The 21,722-nt window shown below is 35.1% G+C and carries 21 protein-coding genes; 12 read left to right on the top strand and 9 right to left on the bottom strand.

Features of this window, described 5'->3' with window-relative positions:
• The first annotated feature begins 22 nt into the window (after positions 1-22).
• Genes HJ01_RS03820 through HJ01_RS17285 form a run of 3 tightly spaced genes read left to right on the top strand, consistent with a single transcriptional unit; the run spans position 23 to position 2,047 of the window.
• Positions 23-1,285: a pyridoxal phosphate-dependent decarboxylase family protein gene (locus HJ01_RS03820; protein ID WP_040473683.1), complete on the top strand. Its 1,263-nt coding sequence runs from the start codon at positions 23-25 to the stop codon at positions 1,283-1,285.
• On the top strand, positions 1,254-1,826 hold the full coding sequence (locus HJ01_RS03815) for a 5-formyltetrahydrofolate cyclo-ligase (protein ID WP_007136981.1): 573 nt from the start codon (positions 1,254-1,256) through the stop codon (positions 1,824-1,826). The genes HJ01_RS03820 and HJ01_RS03815 overlap by 32 nt, the downstream gene beginning before the upstream one ends.
• Positions 1,827-1,852: 26 nt before the next feature.
• Complete coding sequence (locus tag HJ01_RS17285) at positions 1,853-2,047, top strand: hypothetical protein (RefSeq protein WP_081478696.1); 195 nt, start codon at positions 1,853-1,855, stop codon at positions 2,045-2,047.
• A 53-nt stretch (positions 2,048-2,100) separates the two neighbouring features.
• Here HJ01_RS17285 and HJ01_RS03810 read toward each other — a convergent pair whose 3' ends face one another.
• The 6 genes from HJ01_RS03810 to gdhA form a co-directional block, all read right to left on the bottom strand.
• The gene (locus HJ01_RS03810) at positions 2,101-2,700 is read right to left on the bottom strand and encodes a lipoprotein signal peptidase (protein WP_007136978.1); all 600 of its coding nucleotides are present in this window, start codon (positions 2,698-2,700) and stop codon (positions 2,101-2,103) included.
• Positions 2,701-2,788: 88 nt separating this feature from the next.
• Entirely contained in the window at positions 2,789-3,169 is a 381-nt protein-coding gene (locus HJ01_RS03805; RefSeq protein ID WP_007136977.1) for a TraR/DksA family transcriptional regulator, read from the bottom strand.
• A gap of 7 nt (positions 3,170-3,176) precedes the next feature.
• Entirely contained in the window at positions 3,177-6,578 is a 3,402-nt protein-coding gene (gene ileS, locus HJ01_RS03800) for an isoleucine--tRNA ligase (protein ID WP_007136976.1), read from the bottom strand.
• A gap of 232 nt (positions 6,579-6,810) precedes the next feature.
• Positions 6,811-7,524: a DNA repair protein RecO gene (gene recO, locus HJ01_RS03795; protein WP_007136975.1), complete on the bottom strand. Its 714-nt coding sequence runs from the start codon at positions 7,522-7,524 to the stop codon at positions 6,811-6,813.
• 57 nt (positions 7,525-7,581) lie between these two features.
• A complete protein-coding gene (locus tag HJ01_RS03790) occupies positions 7,582-9,870 on the bottom strand; it encodes a T9SS type A sorting domain-containing protein (protein ID WP_007136974.1) in 2,289 nt (762 codons plus the stop codon).
• Positions 9,871-9,993: 123 nt separating this feature from the next.
• A complete protein-coding gene (gene gdhA / locus HJ01_RS03785; RefSeq protein WP_007136973.1) occupies positions 9,994-11,337 on the bottom strand; it encodes an NADP-specific glutamate dehydrogenase in 1,344 nt (447 codons plus the stop codon).
• A 276-nt stretch (positions 11,338-11,613) separates the two neighbouring features.
• On the opposite strand from gdhA, the gene HJ01_RS03780 reads away from it, so the two are divergent.
• Complete coding sequence (locus tag HJ01_RS03780; RefSeq protein ID WP_007136972.1) at positions 11,614-12,417, top strand: THC0290_0291 family protein; 804 nt, start codon at positions 11,614-11,616, stop codon at positions 12,415-12,417.
• A gap of 102 nt (positions 12,418-12,519) precedes the next feature.
• Here HJ01_RS03780 and HJ01_RS03775 read toward each other — a convergent pair whose 3' ends face one another.
• The gene (locus HJ01_RS03775; RefSeq protein WP_007136971.1) at positions 12,520-13,662 is read right to left on the bottom strand and encodes a cystathionine gamma-synthase; all 1,143 of its coding nucleotides are present in this window, start codon (positions 13,660-13,662) and stop codon (positions 12,520-12,522) included.
• 96 nt (positions 13,663-13,758) lie between these two features.
• On the opposite strand from HJ01_RS03775, the gene HJ01_RS03770 reads away from it, so the two are divergent.
• Positions 13,759-14,502: a DUF3298 and DUF4163 domain-containing protein gene (locus tag HJ01_RS03770; protein ID WP_040473659.1), complete on the top strand. Its 744-nt coding sequence runs from the start codon at positions 13,759-13,761 to the stop codon at positions 14,500-14,502.
• Between the two features lie 7 nt (positions 14,503-14,509).
• Here HJ01_RS03770 and HJ01_RS03765 read toward each other — a convergent pair whose 3' ends face one another.
• Positions 14,510-14,965 (bottom strand): DinB family protein, encoded by a 456-nt coding sequence (locus tag HJ01_RS03765; RefSeq protein WP_040473682.1) that lies wholly within the window; start codon positions 14,963-14,965, stop codon positions 14,510-14,512.
• A gap of 74 nt (positions 14,966-15,039) precedes the next feature.
• Here HJ01_RS03765 and HJ01_RS03760 point away from each other — a divergent pair, with 74 nt between their 5' ends.
• The 5 genes from HJ01_RS03760 (at position 15,040) to nadD (ending at position 18,514) form a co-directional block, all read left to right on the top strand.
• Positions 15,040-15,396, top strand: a complete 357-nt coding sequence (locus HJ01_RS03760; protein ID WP_007136968.1) for an arsenate reductase family protein — start codon at positions 15,040-15,042, stop codon at positions 15,394-15,396.
• The gene (locus tag HJ01_RS03755; protein WP_007136967.1) at positions 15,389-16,282 is read left to right on the top strand and encodes a DMT family transporter; all 894 of its coding nucleotides are present in this window, start codon (positions 15,389-15,391) and stop codon (positions 16,280-16,282) included. The genes HJ01_RS03760 and HJ01_RS03755 overlap by 8 nt, the downstream gene beginning before the upstream one ends.
• Positions 16,283-16,388: 106 nt before the next feature.
• Positions 16,389-17,249, top strand: coding sequence for a YicC/YloC family endoribonuclease (locus HJ01_RS03750; RefSeq protein WP_007136966.1), 861 nt, complete (start codon positions 16,389-16,391; stop codon positions 17,247-17,249).
• 41 nt (positions 17,250-17,290) lie between these two features.
• A complete protein-coding gene (gene gmk, locus HJ01_RS03745; protein WP_007136965.1) occupies positions 17,291-17,863 on the top strand; it encodes a guanylate kinase in 573 nt (190 codons plus the stop codon).
• A gap of 69 nt (positions 17,864-17,932) precedes the next feature.
• Positions 17,933-18,514, top strand: coding sequence for a nicotinate (nicotinamide) nucleotide adenylyltransferase (nadD, locus tag HJ01_RS03740; RefSeq protein WP_007136964.1), 582 nt, complete (start codon positions 17,933-17,935; stop codon positions 18,512-18,514).
• Here the strand turns inward: nadD and HJ01_RS03735 are convergent, their stop codons facing one another.
• The gene (locus HJ01_RS03735; RefSeq protein WP_040473658.1) at positions 18,515-19,411 is read right to left on the bottom strand and encodes a LysR family transcriptional regulator; all 897 of its coding nucleotides are present in this window, start codon (positions 19,409-19,411) and stop codon (positions 18,515-18,517) included. It abuts the gene before it with no gap.
• Positions 19,412-19,497: 86 nt separating this feature from the next.
• Here HJ01_RS03735 and HJ01_RS03730 point away from each other — a divergent pair, with 86 nt between their 5' ends.
• Both HJ01_RS03730 and HJ01_RS03725 read left to right on the top strand, forming a co-directional pair.
• Positions 19,498-20,268: a type 1 glutamine amidotransferase domain-containing protein gene (locus HJ01_RS03730; protein WP_007136963.1), complete on the top strand. Its 771-nt coding sequence runs from the start codon at positions 19,498-19,500 to the stop codon at positions 20,266-20,268.
• 2 nt (positions 20,269-20,270) lie between these two features.
• Positions 20,271-21,428, top strand: a complete 1,158-nt coding sequence (locus HJ01_RS03725) for an iron-containing alcohol dehydrogenase (protein WP_007136961.1) — start codon at positions 20,271-20,273, stop codon at positions 21,426-21,428.
• The last annotated feature ends 294 nt before the right edge of the window (positions 21,429-21,722 follow it).

The raw sequence follows: 21,722 nt of genomic DNA, 5'->3' as shown, positions 1-21,722 counted from the left end.
TTTTGATGAAAAAATAACAAACATGCAATACTGGAAAAAACTATCACAAAATGAAAGACAGGAACGCATTGAAAAAGCGTTAGATGAAAATGTGAATTTTGAAAAGGATACTTCATTGGGATATCCTGCATCTAAACTAGATGGAAAGGTATTTAACAGTGACGCAGCCTTTCTAAAAGACGCCCCAACACTTCAGACTTATGTAGCCAATCCAAATCATATCGGTTGCCACACACTTGGCACTTCAGAGAAAGCATTCAAAGGAACACAGGAAATAGAACGTGAAGTCTTGAGTGTTCTCGCAGTTGATATATTCAAGGCTGAGGCCAATTCATTTGATGGTTATATCGCACCCGGAGGAACCGAAGCAAACATACAGGCAATATGGATGTACCGCAACTACTTTATGTACAAACAGAATGCAAAGCCCTCTGAAATTGCCATTATCGCATCCGAAGACACACATTACTCTATACCTAAAGCAGCCAATCTATTAATGCTTGATTGGTTAAAAGTTCCCGTAGATGTTAAAAACCGCACTATAGACGTTTTTGCACTTGAAGACATCGTTCTCAACGCCAAAGAAAGCGGCAAAAAATACTTCATTATAGTTTCAAACATGGGAACCACTATGTTTGGCGCTGTTGACAATCCCGATGATTACACCCAGATTTTAGAGAAACACCACTTAAAGTACAAACTACATATCGATGGAGCTTATGGAGGTTTCGTGTATCCGTTTAGCAATAAGAACTGCGACATAAATTTTGAAAATCCAAAAATCAGTTCGATAACTATTGACGCCCATAAAATGCTTCAGGCACCTTATGGAACTGGAATTTTTATCTGCCGAAAAGGCTTGATTGAAAACGTCCTAACGAAAGAAGCCGAATATGTAGAAGGAATGGACTTAACACTATGCGGAAGTCGGTCTGGATCCAATGCAGTTGCGGTCTGGATGATTCTGTTTACTTATGGTCCCTTTGGATGGTGTGAAAAAATTAGGGTCTTGCAAATGAGAACTGAATGGTTATGCGACCAATTAGATCAATTAGACATTCCTTACTTCAGGGAACCATTCATGAATATAGTCGCGATTCCAGCTAAATACATCACAAAAACATTGGAAAAAAAATATGATTTAGTTCCTCAAAAACACGCAGAAGGCAATCAATGGTATAAAATTGTGGTTATGGACCATGTAGAACTAGATCATTTGAGTACTTTTATAGCTGATTTAAAAGGCAGCATTCATGCACAAAAAAGAATTACGCTCGAAGTATAAAGCATTAAGAAGGGAATTAACCGAAAATGAATTGGAGGAAATGAGTTTGGCTATCGCCAATAAACTATTGACTTTACCCATTTGGGAGAAGACCTATTTTCATATTTTCTTGCCTATTATTGAACATAAAGAAGTGGATACGGAACTAATCTTATATTTACTTTCAGGTAAGGATAAAGAGATAATCATTTCGAAATCAGATTTTGAAACGCGGAATATGACCCATTTTTTATTAACCGATAATACCAAAATCAAAAAAAACGAATTCAATATTCCCGAACCAGTTGACGGAATTGAAGTTCCTTCCAATAAAATTGATGTGGTTTTTGTCCCACTTTTGGCTTTTGACAAGCTAGGACATCGTGTGGGATATGGCAAAGGCTTTTATGACAAATTTCTTTCGGAATGTAAACCGGACGTAATTAAAGTTGGGCTCTCCTTTTTTGAAGCAGAAAATAAAATAACTGATGCTCACGAAGCTGATGTGAAATTAGATTATTGCGTATGTCCTACTGCTATTTATCAATTTAAAAAAGCTTAATTTCGCCTCCAATTTTATTTAAAATTATGAAAAAAATTAAATACACAAGGTCTCTAATGGCAATTTTAGTCCTTCTGTTTGCAGTATCATTATCAAACTGCAGCATACAGACTGGAACCAGCAGATCAACTTATAAAGCTAAAAAACTCCCACCAGGTCAAGCTAAAAAAATATATGGCGGAAAAAGCGCTAAAAAGTATGCTCCAGGACATAACAAATAAAAAAGGGATCAATTCAAGTTTGAATTGGTCCCTTTTTTATTATAATTCAGAGTTTAATTCTTGTGAAAAGCTTTTTTATTAAAAAAGATTAATACTCCCACTCCAGTTGAAATGGCCATATCAGCAACATTAAAGATAGCATTAAAGAATGTAAAATCTTTTCCACCCCAAATCGGCAACCAACTTGGTAAAGTTCCATGCCAAAACGGAAAGTAAAACATATCAACTACCTTACCGTGAAAATATTTGCCGTAAGGCTGATCAGTAAATAGTGTAGCTAATTGTGCATGGCTGTCGTCAAAAATAACTCCATAAAACACAGAGTCAATGATATTTCCAAATGCCCCTGCCAGAATTAATGCTATTGCTACAATTAAATAATTAGAACTATGTTTTCTTTTTACAGAATCCCATAACCAATATCCAATTCCGCCTACTGCAATCAATCTAAAAATGGTCAAGAACAACTTACCATAGGTTCCTGGTATTTCAGTACCCCAAGCCATTCCTTCATTTTCTATAAACAGAATTTTAAACCATCTGAAAACTTCAACCTCTTCACCTAATATAAAATTAGTTTTTACAAATATTTTTGAAACCTGATCAACTATTAATATAATGAAGATAAGTAGATACGCTTTTCGTAATGACATTTTTAAAATTTTAAGTGGCGCAAAAGTAATAATTTTATCAAAAAAAACGCTCCCAATGGAGCGTTAAATATTTATATAACGGAAGATATTATCGCTGTAGATTTTTAGCTTCAATACTCATGGTAGCATGAGGAACGATTTTCAATCTCTCTTTACCAATTAGTTTACCAGTTACTTTGCATAAACCATAAGTCTTGTTCTCTACACGGAATAATGCATTCTTCAAATCACGAATGAATTTTTCCTGACGGATGGCCAGTTGCGAGTTCGCCTCTTTAGACATACTTTCACTTCCTTCCTCAAACGCTTTGAATGTAGGCGACGTATCATCCGTACCATTATTCAAATCATTCATGTAGGCGCTTTTTATCAAGTCTAAATCAGCCTGCGCTTTATGTATTTTGTTTAGAATTATCTCTTTGAACTCTGCCAAATCAGCGTCTGAGTATCTTGTTGGTGCATCTACCATATCCTAATTATTTAGTAATTTTTATTTTTGTTTTTATCTCGTCAAACTCAATTTCTGTGCCATTATCTATAACTTCTTCAAAAACCAATTCTTCTGTTAGTGTTTCTGATTTAATATATTCTAAATTCGGCTTTATCGCATCTTCTAAAGTGTCATTTTTTTGCAAATGAACCTTTATTTTATCCGTCACTTCAAATCCCGAATCCTTTCTGATATTTTGAATTCTGTTTACCAATTCTCTAGCTATACCTTCTTTCTTCAATTCTGGAGAGATAACTATATCAAGGGCTACGGTTATTCCATTTGAATTAGCAACCAACCATCCTTCTATATCTTGGGAAGAAATCTCTACATCTTCCAATGTTAAAGTTATACTTTTTCCATCAATAACAACATTTATAGCTCCGCTACTCTCCAATTGACTAATTTTTTCAGTAGAAAAAACTTGTATCTCCTTGGAAACTAGACCCATATCTTTTCCAAAACGAGGCCCTAGTGCTTTAAAGTTAGGTTTTATTTGCTTCACCAAAACTCCAGAAGCATCGTCCAAAAGTAAGATTTCTTTAACATTTACCTCAGCCTTTATTAGATCGGAAACCGCCTCTATTTCAAGCCTTTGATTCTCGTCAAGTACTGGAATCATTACCTTTTGTAATGGTTGACGCACCTTAATCATTTCCTTTTTACGGAGTGACAAGACTAATGACGAAATGGTTTGTGCCTTCTCCATTTTACTTTCTAACATTTTATTAACATAGTTGTCAACCGAAATTGGAAACTTTGCCAAATGTACACTGTCATAGTTTTCTGACTGTGTTGCTAAAGTTAAATCTCTGTAAAGCTTGTCCATAAAGAACGGAGCAATTGGAGCACCCAGTTTACTTACCGTCAATAAGCAGGTATATAGCGTCTGATAAGCCGCTATTTTATCTTGTGCATATTCCCCTTTCCAGAAACGTCTTCTACACAAACGAACGTACCAGTTGCTCAAATTTTCCTGAACAAATTCTGATATTGCACGAGCTGCTTTCGTAGGCTCATAATCAGCATAGAAACCATCGACATCTTTTATCAAAGTATTCAACTCAGAAATAATCCATTGGTCAATTTCTGGTCTTTCGTTTACTGGAATTTCCTCTTCTTTATAGGTAAATCCATCAATATTAGCATATAAACTAAAGAAAGAATAAGTATTGTATAAAGTCCCAAAGAACTTACGACGCACCTCAGCAATTCCTTCTAAGTCAAATTTTAAGTTATCCCAAGGATTGGCATTTGATATCATATACCAGCGTGTAGCATCTGGTCCATATTCCGCCAAAGTATCAAATGGATCTGCAGCATTCCCTAGACGTTTAGACATTTTTTGTCCGTTTTTATCTAGCACTAAACCATTCGAAACTACATTTTTATAAGCTACTTTATCAAAAACTAAAGTTGCAATAGCGTGTAAAGTATAAAACCATCCACGGGTTTGATCGACTCCTTCAGCAATAAAATTAGCTGGAAAGTCTTTATTCTCGTCTATTTTGTCTTTGTTTTCAAAAGGATAATGCCATTGTGCATACGGCATTGAACCGGAGTCAAACCAAACATCAATCAAATCAGCTTCACGCATCATTGGTTTTCCTGAAGGAGAAAGCAAGGTGATTTCATCAACTACATTTTTATGCAAGTCAATTAGGTCATAGTTGCTCTCGTCCATATTCCCAATTTCAAAACCTTTGAAAGGATTTTCTTTTTGGAAACCTGCAGCGATTGATTTTTCTATTTCGTTGTATAACTCTTCAACAGAACCAATTAAGATTTCTTCTTGTTTGTCCTCTGTTCTCCAGATTGGCAATGGAATTCCCCAATATCTTGAACGAGATAAATTCCAGTCATTGGCATTTTTAATCCAATTACCAAAACGACCTTCCCCTGTTGATTTTGGTTTCCAGTTGATGGTTTCGTTCAGTTCGAACATTCTGTCTCTAACTTCTGTGATTTTTATAAACCAAGAATCTAACGGGTAGTACAAAATAGGCTTGTCTGTTCTCCAACAATGTGGATAACTGTGCACGTATTTCTCTACTTTAAACGCTTTATTTTCTTCTTTTAATTGAATGGCAATTTCAACATCTATAGAACGCTCTGGTGCTTCACCATCGTTATAATATTCGTTTTTAACGTATTTACCAGCATATTCACCCATGTGAGAAGTAAACTTTCCTTGTAAATCTACAAGTGGAACTGGAGTTTCGTTTTCATCCAAAACCAATAATGGCGGTACCTCTGGTGAAGCTTCTTTTGCCACTTTTGCATCATCAGCCCCAAAAGTTGGTGCAGTGTGTACAATTCCTGTTCCATCCTCAATGGTCACAAAATCTCCTGAAATTACTCTAAAAGCATTTTCTGAATTTTGATAAGGCAAGACGAACGGCATTAATTGTTCATAACGAATCCCAACTAAGTCAGCGCCTTTTGCTTCAGCAATAACCTGGAATGGTATTTTCTTGTCTCCTGCTTTGAAATTCTCAAAGTCGGCAGCATCTTCGCTAGCGAAAAATCCTTTACCAAATTGTTTTCCAACTAAGTTCTTAGCGAGAACCACGTTAGTAGGCAAGAAAGTATACTGGTTGAATGTTTTTACAATTACATAATCAATTTTAGGACCTACAGTCAAAGCGGTGTTCGAAGGCAATGTCCAAGGTGTCGTTGTCCAAGCTAAAAAAAGAATCTCTCCTAATCCTTGCCAAGCAGCTGGTAAAGTTTCATTGATCGTTTTGAACTGAGCCACGACAGTTGTATCAGTTACATCACGGTAACTTCCTGGCTGATTCACTTCATGTGAAGACAATCCTGTTCCTGCTTTTGGAGAATACGGTTGAATTGTGTACCCTTTGTACATCAAATCTTTGTTATAGATCTGTTTCAAAATCCACCAAACCGTCTCCATATATTTAGGCTTGTACGTCACATATGGATCTTCCATATCTACCCAATACCCCATTTTTTCAGTCAAGTCATTCCATACGTCAGTATAACGCATCACGGTCTTCTTACACGCTTCGTTGTATTCTTCGATAGAAATTTTCTTTCCTATATCTTCTTTTGTAATTCCTAGTTCCTTCTCGGTACCAAGTTCCACAGGCAAACCATGAGTATCCCAACCCGCTTTACGCTTTACTTGGAATCCTTTTTGAGTTTTATATCTGCAAAAAATATCTTTAATAGCGCGTGCCATAACATGGTGAATACCTGGTAAACCATTTGCTGAAGGTGGCCCTTCAAAAAATACGAATGGTTCATTTCCCTCACGGGTAGTTACACTCTTTTCAAATATATTTTCTTTCTTCCAAAAATCAAGTACTTCTGATGCTACAGTTGGTAAGTCAAGTCCTTTGTATTCAGTAAATTTTGTGCTCATTTTATCCTTTTCTTTAATCGAAGTGCGAAAGTAAGGAATTTTCAATAATTAAACACGGATTTCATGAATTGACGCAGATTTTTGTCAACTACTGCGTTTCAAGTAATTTAAAAGTAAGAGTAATTTCATTTTTGAGTTTATTAAACTCAAAAATGAAATTATCTATTTGCCTGAAGTTACAAGTATTCAATTAGATTTTTCTTGAATTTTTAAGGGAGATGAGCTCAACTTTCTAAGAAAAAACTTCCTTTAAAACATCAAGGGATTTTGGCTTTTTGAATCCGTCAAGATGAATACTGTAGTAATCAATAAGAACCTTCAGCACAATTTGCCTTTCAATGACATGGAAGATTTTTTGGTCGTTATCGAATTTTAAATTGATCAATTTTTTAAACAAATTCGTTTCATGCTCCGTAAGAGAACTTATGGCGTGAAAAGGCGTAAAAACACCTTCGGTCATCTCGAAAAAAGGCATCTCTATGTCAGAAATATCAGGATAAAAGCCAAGATATTTTGTAGTTTCAAGCAACAAAATCAAATGAAAATTAGCTATTTCATCATGATGATCTAACCAAAGTAAGGCCGTTTCCAGAAAGCTGAAAAGCGATTCGTTTTCTTCCTCTTCATGTATTGAATGATGCAGAATTTCCGATACAAACATCACGATGGTACTTTTATAAATATCCGAATGAATCGACTGAAAAGGTGCGCTAATCTTTATCTCTTTGAAGTTTTCCAAAGTTCCTTTATTCTTATGGACAGCTTCAATTTCAAGAATGGTCAACGGTTGAAAATAAGCGATTTTTTGATTCGATTTTCTACCCGAAAAAGCATCTCTGACAAAATAAGATTTCAAACCATGAGACTGGGTGAAGCATTTCACAATCAAGCTTTTCTCTTGGAATTTTATAGATGAAATAACGATGGCTTTTGTTTTGACTTGCATTATTTTAATTCAAAAATTGAAAAATTTAAGATTGAAAACTTAATTCATTCTTCTAAACTACCTTATGATCATCACTTTTTTAACTTTGGTTTCTACTCCGTCATTCGCCGAAATAAAAATCATATATACACCAGAAGCTACTTTATACTTTCCAAATGCATAAGTATCCCATTCTAGCGTTCCTCCTTCTGAAGTAGATTCATACACTAGATTCCCTTCAATATCGGTGATTTTCACGTTAGCTCTATCTATTAAACCTGCTATTTTCACAGTTCCTTCATATTCTGGCCGAACTGGATTTGGATATACATAAACCTCACTTAAATCCTCATTGGCTTTTGTAGCAACTCCTTTAAAAGAAATTAAACCTTTGTCAGTAGCAATAAAAACCTCTCCTGTTGCACTGTTTATTGCAATATCATTGATGACATTACTAGGCAAAGGGGAGTTGTTTATTGTAAAATGATATAGCGTTTGCTGTCCGTTTGGAGAAACTAGAAACAAACCTGAGTCTGCAGTACCGATCCACTTATTATTAGCCCCATCAACAACAATATCAGTAATAAATTGCTCGTACAATAATTCTTGAGCAAGGTTATCTTCTAATATAATAATCGAACTTGTTGTCAATTGGTTTTCGGTTTGAAAATCGCCCACATTCGACAAAATACGAAGGCCTTTTGTCGTTCCAATCCAAAGCTGATTCCTATTGTCTACTGCCGCTACTCTTGCATCTGCAATAGGAAGATTCCCCGATTCAGGTCCAAATGTGATTTTCTTCAGCACATTACTAATTTCATTAAAACCTATAATACCATCTCTGCTGGTTGCTATCCATTTTGTTCCGTTTTTATCGACAGTCATTCTTCCAAAACTGGATTTCTCGATATCAGCGAGTATTGTTTTTGTCGAGAAAGCTTGCCAAGACCCATCTCTTTTTAACACTTTTATGCCGTTATCAACCAAACTATTATTGACCCACAAATTCCCTGATTTATCAAAGACAGCCCCATTTACTCGCACATCATTAAAGTAATTTGGCAGGAATGAAATCTGCTCTAGCCCACTATTTGTTTGATTGTATAAAACTGATGGCTCATCATTTTCTATTTTTAACAAGCCAGAATAAGAGGAACCTATATAAACCTCATTTTCATTACTAGGGTTCACAATAATCCTTACCAACGATTTTGCATCCAAAACTGATTCATAAGGAATATTCAACCAGCCTGTTGCGCTAAATTTGCTAATCCCATAATTATCTAGTGGATAAGGATTATAATCTACCGTATAATCTCCATAAACTGCCCAAAGTGAACTTGACGTAGCTTCGATTGCGAAAATATTATTTCGGCTTGGACCTGAAGGCATTGCGTTTTTAAAATCAGAAACACCAACTATTGTTGTTGTAAATAGTCCATTTTCCTTTGTACCAATGTATATTATACCTCCTGCACTTGCGGCACAGCTAAATACAGGGTCGCTTTCTGGGATTTGATTACTGCTTATTTGGCGTACTAAAGCCATTTGCTTATTGTAAACATATATACTATTCGGACTTGTAACAATCAAATAGCTATCATTTGCCCTCATATCCACAGTCGGCTGGGACAAAACCACAAAACTGACAAAGGAGTTCGTATTACTATTATATCTATGTATATTACCAGAAGTGCTAATTGCCACTAAATCTGTATTAAAAGTTTCTATACTAGCCCAACTTCCAGCAATCACTTGCATCCATTGATTAAAGTCATTTAAATTCGCGCTTGTGATCGCAGCTCTTCGAATTCCATTAATTGTTGCTGCATAAATAAACCCATTGTAAACTGCCGTTTGTCTTATGCTAATTTCCGCACCATTATCCCCTATGAAATAAGTGTCTCCAAAGAGCATCGTAGCTAAATTGAACTGAACGATTCCAAAATCACAGGAAACATATACAATACCATCATATTCCATGAAATGGTTTATCTTTTTCATGTTAGCAGGAAGTTGCTTGTTGATAATATCAACTACATTCAGCATACTTCCGTCAGCCTCATTTATAACAATGATTAATCCATTTTCATAGCCAACAACCGACTTATTAAATTTAGGACTATAGTAAAGTGAACTTATGGTTTGACCTGAAAGACCATCTACCGTATTGGTTGTTTTTATTTGGTTGCTGATTGTATTTACAGAAAACAAGGCGTTTTCTGAAGCCGCAAAAATTCCAGATGTTGATATTGAGACATCCTTAATTTCATTATATGAAAAATAACCCTGCCAAGACAAATTAGTTTGGGCAAAAGTCATTTGAATGACAACTAAAAGTAGTAAACTTAAAAGTCTTTTTTTCATTATCGTTGTGACTATTAGTTTACAAATATAACACAAACAAAAGTATCCGATTTTTGTTCTAACCAAAAAAAAGCCCTCTGTCCGAAACTTCGGCAGAAAGCTTTTTAAGTATTTAAAAAAGATTTATACTACTCCTTGAGCTAGCATAGCGTCAGCTACTTTTACAAATCCAGCGATGTTTGCACCTTTTACATAGTCAACATAACCATTAGTATCAGAACCATATTTCACACATGAAGCGTGAATAGCAAGCATAATTCCCTTTAATTTTTCGTCTACTTCTTCAGAAGTCCAACTTAATCTTAATGAGTTTTGAGACATCTCAAGACCAGAAGTTGCTACTCCACCAGCATTAGATGCTTTTCCTGGAGCAAACAATAATTTAGCATTTTGAAATACAATAACTGCATCAGGCATAGTTGGCATATTAGCTCCTTCAGCTACACAAATACATCCGTGCGCTACTAAAGCTTTAGCCTCATCCTCATTCAATTCGTTTTGAGTTGCACAAGGCAATGCAATATCACATTTCACTTCCCAAGGGCGTGCTCCTGCAACATATTTTGCATTAGGGTATTTCTTAACATACTCGCTAATTCTTCCTCTCAATTCATTTTTGATTTCCATTACGTGAGCCAATCTCTCCGCATCAATACCCTCAGCATCATAAATGTATCCAGCAGAATCTGACATAGTCACTACTTTACCACCTAATTGAGTTGCTTTTTCAGTAGCATATTGCGCTACGTTTCCAGAACCAGAAACCACAACTGTTTTACCTGCAAAACTATCTCCTTTTGTTTCTAACATACTTTGTGCAAAATAAACCGCACCGTATCCAGTTGCCTCAGGTCTGATTAATGAACCTCCAAAAGAAATTCCTTTACCGGTCAAAACACCTGTAAATTCATTTCTAAGTCTTTTATATTGACCGAACATAAAACCAACTTCTCTTCCTCCAACTCCGATATCCCCTGCAGGAACATCCGTGTTAGCTCCGATATGTTTAGATAATTCTGTCATGAAACTTTGACAAAAACGCATCACTTCATTATCTGACTTTCCTTTTGGATCAAAATCAGCTCCACCTTTTCCACCACCCATTGGTAATGTAGTTAAGCTATTTTTAAATGTTTGTTCGAAAGCTAAAAATTTCAAGATGCTCAAATTCACAGATGGGTGAAAACGAAGTCCTCCTTTGTATGGTCCGATTGCCGAATTCATTTGAATACGGTATCCTCTATTCACTTGAGTTGCTCCTTTATCGTCAATCCAAGCTACGCGAAACATAATGATTCGATCTGATTCGACCATTCTTTCCAAAAGCATTTTGTTCTGGTATTTTTTATTTTCTTCGATAAAAGGAATTACAGTTTCAGCAACTTCTAAAACTGCCTGTAAAAATTCCGGCTCGTTTGGGTTTTTTTTAGTAACCTCTTCAATAAAAGTAGTAATACTTTGTGACATGATTATTAGATTATTAACGTTTAAGAAAACGTTTTCGTTAGAGTATACAAATATACGTTTTATGCGACTATTTATAAATAATATTTAATTATATCTCGCCGAATTATATTTTTATTAATCATTCCTTAAAATTTAGGCTTTGGAAGTTAGCAATTATATAAAAACGTTGTGTTTTTCTTAAGCAAATTCCTATTTGTTTATTTATTTTTGATTTTAATTTTAACGGATGAATGATGTTTTTTATATATTTGTCCGTACTCGAAATTTTAATAGAAAATGCTCAGATACGTCTCTCTTATTTTATTTGTTTTCTTCGGCTTTTCAAATAATTCTAATGCTCAATTCGGCTTCTCTCATGAAGTGGGAGTTATTGCTGGCCCTGTCGCTTTTCAATCTGACTATGGCGAGCGTTATAGTTTAAGTACTAATGCCGGAAATACAGGGATAGGAATAGGGATAATCCATTATATAAATTTCTCCTACGAAGCAGATTGTAATTGCTACACGCCAGAAACCTATTTTAATGATCATTTTAAATTAAGAAGCGAATTGTCTTACAACAAAACCAACTTAGAGCATCTTGGGGAATGGGTCGCACCAGATAAAACATCAGTAGGTGCTAATCAATTGCGAGCTATGAAAGGAAGCACAGCGGTTACTAATATTGGAATGCAACTGGAATATTTCCCTTTAAGCATACGTGATTTCACCGCCTCAATAGGGAGCCTCGGTCCATTTGTAAGTCTGGGAGCCCAATTCAGTTATTATAACGCTAAGGCTTATTCTACGCTTGGTCCTTTGGGCACACCATTAACTACATTTCCTAAATATTTAGTCCCTACTGACAATCGTCCTTATGGATTTTCAACCGAAGGAGGCTCTGTTTGGTCCGTTGTTTCAAGTGTGGGAACACGATACAAATTAAGCCCTTTAAGTGATTTTATGGTTGATTTACGCTTTCAATATTATTTCTCTAACTGGGTGGATGGCTTAAATCCCAACCCTGCGATTTACAAGGAGAATAAAGCAAACGACTGGTTAGTGTGGTTTAATGTTGGATACATCTATTATTTACAATAGCATATTGCTTTATCATAAAAAAACATAAGTCCCAATTCTAAATTTAGAATTGGGACTTTTTTATTCATCTAAAAAGTCACTTACAAAGTGAGATGTTTTTGCTTACGTCAATGCTTGCTTCAAATCTTCTATAAGATCTTCAATATCTTCTACACCGATACTTAAACGAACTAAATCATCCGTAATTCCCACTTCTTTTCGTTTATCTTCCGGAATCGAAGCATGAGTCATTAAAGCCGGGTGATTTGCCAATGATTCAACACCTCCTAATGATTCAGCCAAAGTGAATATTTTGACTTTCTCTAAAAAATCAATAGAGTCTTGTTTTGCTCCTGACACAAAATCAAAAGAAACCATTCCGCCAAAAGCACTCATTTGCTTCTTAGCAACTTCATGATAAGGATGACTGGCTAATCCTGGATAATAAACTGTCTTTACTTTTGGGTGATTGTTTAAAAATTCAGCCACTTTTTCTCCATTTTCGCAATGTCTTTGCATCCTTAAATGCAATGTTTTTATTCCTCTAAGAACTAAAAAACTATCCATTGGCCCTAGTGTAGCACCAGTGGCAAATTGCTGAAAATGTAATTGCTGGCCTAGCTCCGCTGTTTTAGCAATTAAAGCTCCTGCCACTACATCAGAATGACCAGCAAGGTATTTTGTAGCCGAATGCATTACCACATCCGCACCTAAGTCCAGTGGGTTTTGTAAATATGGTGTTGCAAACGTATTATCTACGGCAAACAAAATATTATTAGCCTTAGTAATTTTTGCTACAGCAGCAATATCGGCTAATTTCATTAAAGGGTTTGTAGGTGTTTCTACCCAAACCATTTTAGTGTTTTCATTAATTAATGCTCGAACATTATCCAGATCATTCATATCAACATAATGAAACTTAATTCCTGAATTCTTATATATCTTAGTAAACATTCTATAGGTACCACCATATAAATCGTCCATCGCAATAATTTCGTCACCAGCTTTAAAAGAACGCAACAAACAATCTGTCGCAGCTAAGCCTGAAGAAAAAGCCAATCCTTTCGCACCGTTTTCAATACTAGCCAAAGCCTCTTCTAAAGCCGTTCTAGTTGGATTTGCAGATCTACTATACACATAATCACCAATAGGTTTACCCGGACTAGTTTGTGCAAATGTAGTAGTTTGAAAAACCGGTGGCATAACTGCCCCAGTGCTTGGGTCATGATGTTGCCCGCCGTGTATTGTTTTAGTATTGAATTTCATATCTTTAAATTTTTAATGGCTTTACAAACTTACCTTTAAATTTATTCTTGGCAGGATGCAAGTCCATCCCTTTTTATTTGATTAACATTTTTTGCAATGAAACACATTCTCCTATACACAATACTACTTTTATCAATGGCACGATGTTCAAAAGAATTGACTTTTGACAACCAATCTTTCGAAAAGGAAAGCAGTTTGCCCTGTAATGAAAATTGTCCGCATATAAGTGTCACTATCCCAATTGCGAAAGACGTCCCAATTGTATCCGATAGTATCAACAAAAAAGTATTTTCTGTTTTGAAGGAGATTATTTATTTTGGCGAGAAACCCTATACTTCAACTGAATATAATGGACTGCTAAATTCATTTATTGGCTCTTATGAGAAACTTAGAAAAGATTTTCCAAAAGACGTTTTTGGTTGGGAAGCAGAAATTGAAGGAAGCATAAAATACCAGTCTGATAGCATCCTTAACATTCAAATCAAGCACTATACTTTTACTGGTGGCGCACATGGGTATCAAGGGCTACGCTCTTTAATTTTTGATCCCGAAACCGGAAAATCAATTCCAAACCATCTATTGTTTAAAGACCAGAATACTTTTAAGGCTTTCGCCGAAAAAAAATTCAGAAGTAAATATAATATCCCTGCAAATAAGTCCATTAACGCAACAGGCCTTCTATTTGAAGGCGACAAATTTAGCTTACCTAACAATATATTCTATACGGATCAAGGGCTGCTTTTATATTACAACCCTTATGAAGCAGCATCTTACGCTGATGGTCCTAAAGAATTATTGCTGTCTTATAACGAAGTGAATGATTATCTTTTAATAAAATAACTCAAACCTAAACGAACTTTCTAATACTAAGAATAGCTCCAATATGGATCCCTTCATGAAAACTATTAAAAGACATTGCGTCTTTGACGTTTTTTAAAACTAATCCTGTCGAAGTGGGATATTCTTGGTAATTAACAAAACTATTGTTATTCAAATCAACCTCAGTTTGATCGATCGTTTCTATAAGTAAATTATAAATTTCATCAACTTCGGCTTGTGTCACATCCTGTTCTGGCTTTGTTCCTTTTTTATATTTTTGTACCAGCGTGTCTGAAATTTTCATCGGAAGACCAGACAAATTATAGACCAGCATCTGTTGTACCACAACAATATGTGCAATATTCCAAATCAAATTATTGTTATGTCCTTCGGGAATAGTGTTAAGTTGAGCTAAATTATATCCTTTTAAAAATTGAGATAACATTTTTCTACTAGTTCTAGTAACGTCTAATGATGTGTTCATTTTTATTTTTTTGATAAAAATAATCATTTTCACTTTCAAATGATTTTTCTTTGCACAAAGAAATTGAAATTATTATGAACAAAATATATTACATCGCTTCTTGTGATACTTGCCGAAAAATTATAAAATCATTACCAAAAGGTAATAATCTAGTTTTTCGCGATATAAAACAAACAGCTTTGACAGAAGAGGAATTAGAAGAAATGCACCAACTTTCTGGTAGTTACGAAGCGTTATTCAGCAAAAAAGCAGTACTGTATAAAACAATGGATTTAAAGAATAAATCTTTGACCGAAGCCGATTATAAAAAATACATTCTAGAACACTATACCTTTTTAAGCCGACCCGTTTTTGTTATTGACAATAACGTTTATGTAGGCGGTACGCAGCAAAACATGCTTCAAGTAATGAAAGCGTTAGCTAATGTCTAAAAGGAATGTTGCGCTTTTTGGTGCTACTATTGTTTCTGTAATTTACGGCGTTACGTTTACTATTGCTAAGGACGTGATGCCAGAATATATCGATGCATACGGCTTTATTTTATTGCGCGTAAGTGGCGCAATGCTGCTATTTTGGCTTTCCTGGCTTTTTATGCCAAAAGAAAAAATTGCACTAAAGGACTTTCCTCGAATTATTGCTGCCGCTTTCTTTGGTGTCGCTTTTAATATGCTTACTTTTTTTAAGGGATTAAGCCTAACTTCGCCAATCTCGGCATCAGTGATAATGGTCACAACACCAATGATCGTATTAGTTCTGTCAGCAATTATTATGAAGGAACGCATGCAAAAACGCATGGTCATTGGTATAATTCTCGGATTAATAGGAACCGCCTTTCTAATCCTTTACGGCAGATCAATTGGCACGGCCTCTAATGCCAGCTTGGGCAATATTTTAGTTTTTGTCAATGCGGTCTCCTACGGTTTCTATCTGATAACTGTCAAGAAACTAATGGACAAATACAATGCTTTTACCTTTGTAAAATGGATCTATCTTTTTGGTTTTTTGATGGTTTTACCTTTTGGCTGGAGCCAATTTGAAGCGGTAAACTGGGCGATAGTACCAGTGCACATTTATTGGAAAATAGGATTTGTGGTGGTGATTTCGACCTTTATAACCTATTTATTAAACCTGCTTACCATGAAAGAATTAAAACCAACAACCGTTGCCGTCTTTATCTACCTTCAGCCTTTCTTCGCTACTGTGTTTGCAATTGGCCTAGGAAAGGATGATCTGAGTTTGGTAAAAATAGTTTCGGCAGTTTTAATCTTTGTGGGCGTTTACATGGTTACCCAGAAAAGGAAAACTGCTGATAGCTAAACTAAAGCTCGCTCACAGGACATTTATATTCTTAAACACATCGGCAGCGTCGAACTCTGGCCAATGAACTCTTTTTTCTTATCTTTGAACTCTTTTAGAAAATTATATGATACAATCGATGACAGGTTTTGGTAAAGCCTCTTTGCAATTACCAACCAAGAAAATAACAATAGAAGTAAAATCTTTAAATAGTAAAGGACTTGATTTGAACGTGAGAATGCCTTCCCTTTACCGCGAAATAGAATTAGGATTGCGCAATCAATTAGCAGTAAAACTAGAAAGAGGAAAAGTAGATTTTTCTATTTTTATCGAAAGCACAGCAGAACAAACTTCAACCAAAGTAAATGCGCCAATCATAAAAGGATACATCAAACAGCTTAAGGAAATCTATGCTGATGCAGACGAGACTGAATTGATGAAAATGGCAGTTAGAATGCCTGACGCATTAAAAGTGGAGCGTGATGAAATTGACGAAAATGACTGGGTACAAATCCAAGTTGTTATCGAAGAAGCTGTTCAGAATATCTTGGCTTTTAGAAAAGACGAAGGAATGTCATTGGAAAAGGAATTTCAATTGCGCATTGGCAACATTCGTCAATACATGACTGAAGCACTAGCATTAGATCCAGAGCGCGTACAAGCAATAAAAGATCGTTTACAAACTGCAATTGCAGAACTTAAAGTAAACGTGGATGAAAATCGTTTTGAACAAGAATTAATCTATTATTTAGAGAAACTTGATATTACTGAGGAAAAAGTGCGTCTAACAAACCATTTAGATTATTTCTTAGAAACAATAAACGGAACGGAAGCCAATGGTAGAAAATTAGGTTTTATTACCCAAGAAATGGGGCGTGAGATCAATACTATGGGTTCTAAATCAAACCACGCACAAATGCAGAAATTAGTCGTTCAAATGAAAGACGAATTAGAAAAAATCAAAGAACAGGTTTTGAACGTATTGTAGATTTAGCTAATAAAAAAATACTGGAATAAATTCAGCATAAAATGAAAAAAGGAAAATTAATCGTTTTTTCAGCACCCTCTGGTTCTGGAAAAACGACCATCGTTAGGCATTTATTAAGCAAACCAAATTTGAATTTGGAGTTTTCCATTTCAGCCGCCACTCGAGAAGGTCGCGGGGAAGAAGTTAACGGAAAAGATTATTACTTCATGTCCTTAGAAGATTTTAAAACTCATATCAAAAACGAAGATTTTGTGGAGTGGGAAGAAGTCTATCGTGATAATTTCTACGGCACCCTAAAAAGTGAAGTGGAACGCATCTGGGCTAAAGGAAAAAATGTGATTTTTGATATTGATGTGGCTGGTGGATTACGAATAAAACACAAATTTCCTGAAGAAACATTAGCTGTGTTTGTGAAACCTCCCAGTATTGATGAATTGAAAATCCGACTCAAGAAAAGGTCCACAGAAAGTGACGACAAGATCAATATGCGTATTGCTAAAGCTTCCGTAGAATTAGCTACTGCTCCACAGTTTGATGTTGTTATCAAAAACTACGACTTGGATATCGCTTTGGACGAAGCCTATGAATTGGTGAAGGACTTTGTAAATAAATAAAAATTAAAAGATTGAAAAACCAATTACAATCTTTCAATTCTTTAATTTTTAAATCTTTAAATTAAATCTATGAAAATTGGACTTTATTTTGGAACATTTAACCCCATCCACGTTGGCCATCTAATTATTGCTAATCACATGGCAGAAAATGCTGACTTGGAACAAGTTTGGTTAGTCGTTACGCCGCACAATCCGCACAAAAAGAAAGAGACTTTACTAGATGATTATCATCGGCTACAAATGGTACATCTGGCAACCGAGGATTATCCAAAACTCAAACCATCTGACATTGAATTTAAATTATCGCAACCCAATTATACGGTTAACACTTTAGTTCATCTCGAAGAAAAATATCCAGATCATGAATTTTCGCTGATTATGGGAGAAGACAATCTGAAGTCCCTACACAAATGGAAAAACTATGAGGTTCTTTTGCAAAATCATCACATCTATGTTTATCCAAGACTCTCGCCCGATCAGGAAGATTCATGTTTAAAAAACCACCCTAAAGTTCACTTGATTGATGCTCCCATCGTTGAAATTTCTTCGACTTTTATCAGGAAAAGCATTAAAGAAGGAAAAAATATCCAACCATTATTACCTTCAAAAGTTTGGGAATACATTGATCACAATAATTTTTACAAAAAATAATTACCGCAATATACTATTCAACTCGGACTCAATTTCTTGAAAAGCAGTATTAAAATTATCGTTTTTACCGGATAATAAGTGTACTTCAGTATTAGGCATTTGCTTACTGTCCCATAGTAATTGCAACTTTTTGTCCTGCAGGAAAGATTTGGCATTACAATTCCACACAACTGCCACGCCAGTATTTTTCGAGAGCACCCCTAACATCTCGTATTCAGAAGGAATAATGTAATTAGGAATTATAGAAGGCCTTTTTTTATTAAAGGCATACATCCAAAATAATTTCACATGCGGAATTCCAGAATCATGGCTATACCACACTTGCTCATTTAACCAATTTTCAGCAGCCGTAAAATCATTCGCTTTGATTTTAGTTTTAAATCCTGCAGCAGCAATGGTATTTGAGCCAACTATAATTTGTTTGATGTCACCCACTTTTTTCTGAATGGTATCAAAAGTGTCGTATTTAGTAGTCACAATTGCAAAATCCAGTTTCTTGTCGTTAACCAATTCAAAAAGCACTTCATCTTCATGAAAACTAAAATCAATGTACTCAAATTTCGCAATTAGAGAACTACCCAAACTACTGAATAAATGGGTAGATATTCCTATGGTAATTAATCGATTGGCATTAAAAGCTTTAGTTCGGAAACCATTTTCCACATTTTCCAATCGATCTAAAGCTTCTATTATTAAGTTATTCAGTAACTTAGCATATTCTGTTGGTTCGACTCCTTTAGATTTTCTATTGAATAGTTTATAACCTACATGCGCCTCTAACATTGACATTTGCTGACTAACCGCCGGTTGACTGATAAATAATTCTTTGGCTGCCAATGAAAAATTACGGTTTTTATACACCGATTTAAATGTTCTGTACCATTCCAAGTTTACCATGATATAAATATATTTATCACAAACATAATTTAAATTATTTTTATTGATAACATATTCGCCGTAAATTTGTAGAAACAAAATCAGTAATGAAGAAAATAGCATTATTTACAGTAATAGCATTAACAGTAGGCTGCCTAGGTGCAACTGCGCAAAAACAAAATAAAAAAATTATGAAAAAAGTATTATTTGTTCTTACTAGTCATGATAAACTAGGAGATACCGGAGAAAAAACAGGATATTGGACTGAAGAATTTGCAGCTCCATATTACGAATTAGCTGATAAAGGCGTTCAAATTGACATTGCCACACCACTAGGAGGACAACCTCCAATAGATCCAAAAAGTGACGACCCTTCTGCAGCAACAGAAGACACAAAAAGACTTGACAAAGACAGTGAAGTATTGGCAAAACTAAAAAACACACATAGGTTATCTGATGTGAATGAAGCTGATTATGATGCTGTGTTTTATCCAGGAGGTCACGGTCCACTTTGGGATTTGGCGACAGACAAAACATCAAGCGAATTGATTTCAGCTTTCTATACTAATAACAAACCAGTAGCTTTCGTTTGTCACTCACCAGCGGTGTTGAAAAACGTAAAAGTAAACGGAGAGTTTTTAGTAAAAGGTAAAAAAGTAACTGGATTTTCAAATACGGAAGAAGCAGCAGTAGGATTAACAGATGTTGTTCCTTTCTTACTAGAAGATGCGCTACAGGCAAACGGCGCAACTTATTCAAAAGTTGAAGACTGGCACCCTTATGCAGTTGAAGATGGTTTGTTGATTACAGGACAAAATCCAGCTTCATCTAAATTAGTTGCTGAGAAATTATTGCACCAATTAAACACACAAAAATAAGCATGTTAAACTTCGAATTATATAATCCTACGAATCTTGTATTCGGTAAAGGACAAATTGAAAAATTAGGTGAACTCGTACCTAAAGGAGCTAAAATATTACTAGCTTACGGTGGAGGAAGTATCTTTAAAAACGGAATTCACGAACAAGTGATGAACAATCTTAAAGGTCATGAGGTTGTAGAGTTTAGCGGAATAGAAGCTAACCCTCACTTCGAAACTTTAATGAAAGCTGTCGCTGTGGTTAAAGAACAAAAGATTGACTTCATCCTTGCTGTTGGTGGTGGGTCTGTAATTGATGGTGTGAAATTTATTTCGGCTGCTGTTAATTTTGAAGGAAACCCAATCGACATCTTGCAAAAACGCATATTGATTAAGGAGAACGCAGTACCATTTGGAACTGTATTGACTTTACCTGCAACAGGAAGTGAAATGAATTCTGGAGCTGTAGTTACTATCGAATCTACAAAAGAAAAATTAGCTTTTGGTGGTTCAGCTATGTTTCCTCAATTCTCTATTTGTGATCCAACAGTAATCGAATCTTTACCAAAAAGACAATTACAAAATGGTGTTGTTGATGCTTACACTCACGTAATGGAGCAATACCTAACTTATCCTCATGAAGGATATTTACAAGACCGCATTGCCGAAGGAATTTTGCAAACTTTAATTGAAGTTGGTCCTAAAGTGGTAGAAAACCCAAAAGATTATGCATTAGCATCTAACTTTATGTGGAGTTGTACTATGGCTTTGAATGGTTTAATCCAAAAAGGAGTTCCTAGTGACTGGGCAACTCATATGATTGGTCACGAACTAACTGCAATGTATGGAATTGATCATGCAAGAACACTAGCTGTTATTGCTCCAAGTTTATACAAAGTAATGTTTGAAACTAAAAAAGGAAAACTGGCACAATACGGAAAACGCATCTTCCACTTAGAAGGTACGGAAGATGAAATTGCCAATGAAGCGATTAATAAAACAGTTGAGTTCTTCCACAAAATGGGAATGGACACTAAACTTTCTGACTACACGAAAGAATACGACGACACGGCAGATTTTATTGTGAATCGTTTTGACGAAAGAGGCTGGAAAGGTTTAGGTGAAAGACAAAATATCACATTAGACAAAGTAAAAGCTATTGTGGAAATGAGTTACTAATTCAAAATACTGAAATCATTCAGTGTGAAATAAAAAGGCGTTCTGGAATTAAATTCAGGACGCCTTTTTCATAATACCAAAACAAAACTAACTAACTCAATTCTTATTTTTAATTAAAAACTTAATTTATAATAGGCTTAAACGTTAATAAATAACTTTTATTGCATATTATTATAATAAAAATAATTTTAATTGCAATTTAAAGGTTCTCACCCCCATATAACTTAAGTCATCTTCAATTATTTTTTTAATTAATTCATCCAATTTTAAGTACTTTTGGTTAAATTTAATGAA

Source organism: Flavobacterium frigoris PS1, assembly GCF_000252125.1.
Classification (GTDB): Bacteria; Bacteroidota; Bacteroidia; order Flavobacteriales; family Flavobacteriaceae; genus Flavobacterium; species Flavobacterium frigoris_A.
The sequence above is the reverse complement of the archived record's forward strand: the minus strand, read 5'-3'. Positions and strand labels throughout refer to the sequence as shown.

Bases quoted from the DNA above. Each gene is read 5' to 3' on its own strand.
- HJ01_RS03765 (WP_040473682.1), bottom strand. From the start codon at position 14,965: ATGAACACATCATTAGACGTTACTAGAACTAGTAGAAAAATGTTATCT.
- HJ01_RS03815 (WP_007136981.1), top strand. From the start codon at position 1,254: ATGCACAAAAAAGAATTACGCTCGAAGTATAAAGCATTAAGAAGGGAA.
- HJ01_RS03810 (WP_007136978.1), bottom strand. From the start codon at position 2,700: ATGTCATTACGAAAAGCGTATCTACTTATCTTCATTATATTAATAGTT.
- HJ01_RS03735 (WP_040473658.1), bottom strand. From the start codon at position 19,411: ATGGTAAACTTGGAATGGTACAGAACATTTAAATCGGTGTATAAAAAC.
- HJ01_RS03760 (WP_007136968.1), top strand. From the start codon at position 15,040: ATGAACAAAATATATTACATCGCTTCTTGTGATACTTGCCGAAAAATT.
- HJ01_RS03775 (WP_007136971.1), bottom strand. From the start codon at position 13,662: ATGAAATTCAATACTAAAACAATACACGGCGGGCAACATCATGACCCA.
- nadD (WP_007136964.1), top strand. From the start codon at position 17,933: ATGAAAATTGGACTTTATTTTGGAACATTTAACCCCATCCACGTTGGC.
- HJ01_RS03730 (WP_007136963.1), top strand. From the start codon at position 19,498: ATGAAGAAAATAGCATTATTTACAGTAATAGCATTAACAGTAGGCTGC.
- HJ01_RS03725 (WP_007136961.1), top strand. From the start codon at position 20,271: ATGTTAAACTTCGAATTATATAATCCTACGAATCTTGTATTCGGTAAA.
- gmk (WP_007136965.1), top strand. From the start codon at position 17,291: ATGAAAAAAGGAAAATTAATCGTTTTTTCAGCACCCTCTGGTTCTGGA.
- HJ01_RS03820 (WP_040473683.1), top strand. From the start codon at position 23: ATGCAATACTGGAAAAAACTATCACAAAATGAAAGACAGGAACGCATT.
- HJ01_RS17285 (WP_081478696.1), top strand. From the start codon at position 1,853: ATGAAAAAAATTAAATACACAAGGTCTCTAATGGCAATTTTAGTCCTT.
- ileS (WP_007136976.1), bottom strand. From the start codon at position 6,578: ATGAGCACAAAATTTACTGAATACAAAGGACTTGACTTACCAACTGTA.
- HJ01_RS03750 (WP_007136966.1), top strand. From the start codon at position 16,389: ATGATACAATCGATGACAGGTTTTGGTAAAGCCTCTTTGCAATTACCA.
- HJ01_RS03805 (WP_007136977.1), bottom strand. From the start codon at position 3,169: ATGGTAGATGCACCAACAAGATACTCAGACGCTGATTTGGCAGAGTTC.
- HJ01_RS03780 (WP_007136972.1), top strand. From the start codon at position 11,614: ATGCTCAGATACGTCTCTCTTATTTTATTTGTTTTCTTCGGCTTTTCA.
- HJ01_RS03790 (WP_007136974.1), bottom strand. From the start codon at position 9,870: ATGAAAAAAAGACTTTTAAGTTTACTACTTTTAGTTGTCATTCAAATG.
- HJ01_RS03755 (WP_007136967.1), top strand. From the start codon at position 15,389: ATGTCTAAAAGGAATGTTGCGCTTTTTGGTGCTACTATTGTTTCTGTA.
- recO (WP_007136975.1), bottom strand. From the start codon at position 7,524: ATGCAAGTCAAAACAAAAGCCATCGTTATTTCATCTATAAAATTCCAA.
- gdhA (WP_007136973.1), bottom strand. From the start codon at position 11,337: ATGTCACAAAGTATTACTACTTTTATTGAAGAGGTTACTAAAAAAAAC.
- HJ01_RS03770 (WP_040473659.1), top strand. From the start codon at position 13,759: ATGAAACACATTCTCCTATACACAATACTACTTTTATCAATGGCACGA.